The organism is Pseudoxanthomonas sp. LjRoot204_2 (assembly GCF_056175765.1).
In genome coordinates, this window is record NZ_JBGFFG010000507.1 from 1 (window position 1) to 2,139 (window position 2,139).

2 protein-coding genes are annotated in these 2,139 nt (G+C 62.1%); both read right to left on the minus strand.

All coding sequences use genetic code 11. The features are described from left to right. Positions 1–1,109 (minus strand): UvrD-helicase domain-containing protein (locus AC04L7_RS17205; protein WP_475513512.1); only part of this gene is annotated, 1,109 nt, incomplete at its 3' end. 181 nt (positions 1,110–1,290) lie between these two features. After that, positions 1,291–2,103 carry a hypothetical protein gene (locus AC04L7_RS17210; RefSeq protein WP_436001312.1) on the minus strand — a complete coding sequence of 271 codons (813 nt, stop codon included), beginning with the start codon at positions 2,101–2,103 and terminating at the stop codon, positions 1,291–1,293. Positions 2,104–2,139: the final 36 nt, after the last annotated feature.

The following is a 2,139-nucleotide window of genomic DNA, read 5'->3' on the forward strand; positions in this document are numbered from 1 at the left end:
GACTTGATGAAGGGATCGCGCACGCCGCGCTTGTCACCACTCATCAGGCGATAGGTGTCCAGGAACAGATCCAGGCGGTAATTGCCCAGCGGGCCGACGAAGGCGAACGGCCGTTCCTGGTCCAGGGCTTCGACGGCCTGGTGGAACAGCGAAGCGTTGCCTCGCGATACGAGCGCGAAGCCTTCCTTCTCAGTGTCGATCTCGCGCAGCTCGGTCGGAGCACCCAGGCCACGCAGGGTCAGGGGCTCACCCTTGATGCTCAGCAGCTGGTTGGCAACCTCGGCCACCGCAGGGCCGAAACGGAAGCTGCCGGTCAAGCCGAATGCCTGGTCGGCCCTCATCAGCTCCATGGCGTTGTTCGCACCGCGGAAGCTGTAGATCGCCTGGTGCGTGTCGCCGATCAGGAAGATCCGCGTCTGCTCCTGCGCCTCGATGATGGCCTGCAACGTCGGGTTCACGTCCTGAGCTTCGTCCACCAGCACGAAGTCATAGGGAAGACGCGGCCGCGAGAGCTGGTACAGCTTGAAGTAGCCGTCATGGAGCATGGGGATCGGGCTATTGATCTCCTGCATCTCGGCCCATACCCGCTTCGCATCCTCCAGGATCGCGGTCGGGCTCATCTCGCGCTCGGCGGGCGAACCGCCCAGCACGACGTGGCGCGAGCTCAGCTCTTCGTGGCGAGAGACCAGGAAGTTTTTGACGGTCTCGATCACTCGACCTGCGTACAGGTTCTCCGCGTCCGCCGGAACGCTCTTCAGCGAACCCGACTTCACGAGCAGATCCTTGATGTGGAAGGGCTTGATGTCGCCCTGCAGCTTCTGGCCGGCCTCACCGTACAGCCGACCCTTCGAGGCGTATGCCAGCCCATGGCCGGTCATGGCTTTGACGTTGCCGGGGAACGACTTGACAGCTTCGTCCTTGATCGCCTTGTTGAAGGCAATGTAGAGCATCTTGGACTGCGGCCAGGTACGGGCCAGGTGCTTGAGCGTGGACGACTTGCCGGTACCGGCGAAGGCGTTGGCCTTCACGATGCGGCCGCTGGCACCGCAAATGGCGGTCTGCTCGGGCGTCGGCTGGAACATCGGGGCGGGGGTCTGCGGGCTCGTCATTGCTCAACTTTCGTTAGAGTATCAATGACGCTATTTTTATACTACAACGAGAGTTGATGCACCCTCATTGCGCATCGCCCTGACTGTTACCTGTACTACGTCACACTTTTACCCGCTATCGGCCCTTGGCCGGGTGCGCCCCGGGCGGGGCGCCTCTACGCATGGTTAACTTCGTGCGCAACTAGCGGCCAGCTGCCGCGCGGCGGCGATCAGCCTCGTGGCTGAGCAAGATCACGCCATCGGCAAGCGGCATGCTGTTGTCTTCGTCTTCGCGCGGCGGAGCCTGCTCCGGGCCATGCCGCTGGACAATCTGGTCGTAGATCATGTCAGGGGTGACGGCGTACTCGCGCGCCGCCATCGCTACATCCTTCCACGTCATCTTCGGTTCCTGCTGCTCGAAGATGTGATCGAACTCGAAAGGTGCCAGGTCACGATCCATCAGCATCTTCCACTTCTCGGCCGTGGTGCTGATGGTGTGCGGCAGGCCTTCGCTTCCCAGCTCGACAGCGTCCCGCCACAGGGTTCCCACCACGTATTCCGGGCTGATCAGGGATTGCTTGTGGAATCCCTTCTCGACTTTGATCACCACGCGGACGCCGCGCCCGGACACCAGGAAGACCTGGCAGGTCTGCTTGGCCAGCCAGCTACGCGCCGGCGGTTCCACGCGCGTGATCGCACACTCCTTGAGCAGGCGCGCCATCACCACGAGCGGCCTGTACGCCGCCTTGGTGCTGCGAAACAGGCCGTCGCTGATCTGCCACATGTGCACACGATTCGGGTCCAGGTAGACACCATTGCCGACCTTCAGGCCAATCAGGTCCAACAGTCGAATCACCGAGTCCTTGCGCAGGTTGTCCTTCTTCCCGCTTAGCCATGCCAGTACATTGGCTCGGGGCAGATTGAGCACGACGTTTGCGATCGTGGCCAGATCGATGCTCTGTAGGGAAGCGAAGAGCTTCACGATCTCGTTAGCCTTCATGGGACGGTTGCTCATCTCGGGTCCTTGGCGGTGTGACGGTCAGCCCTGCAG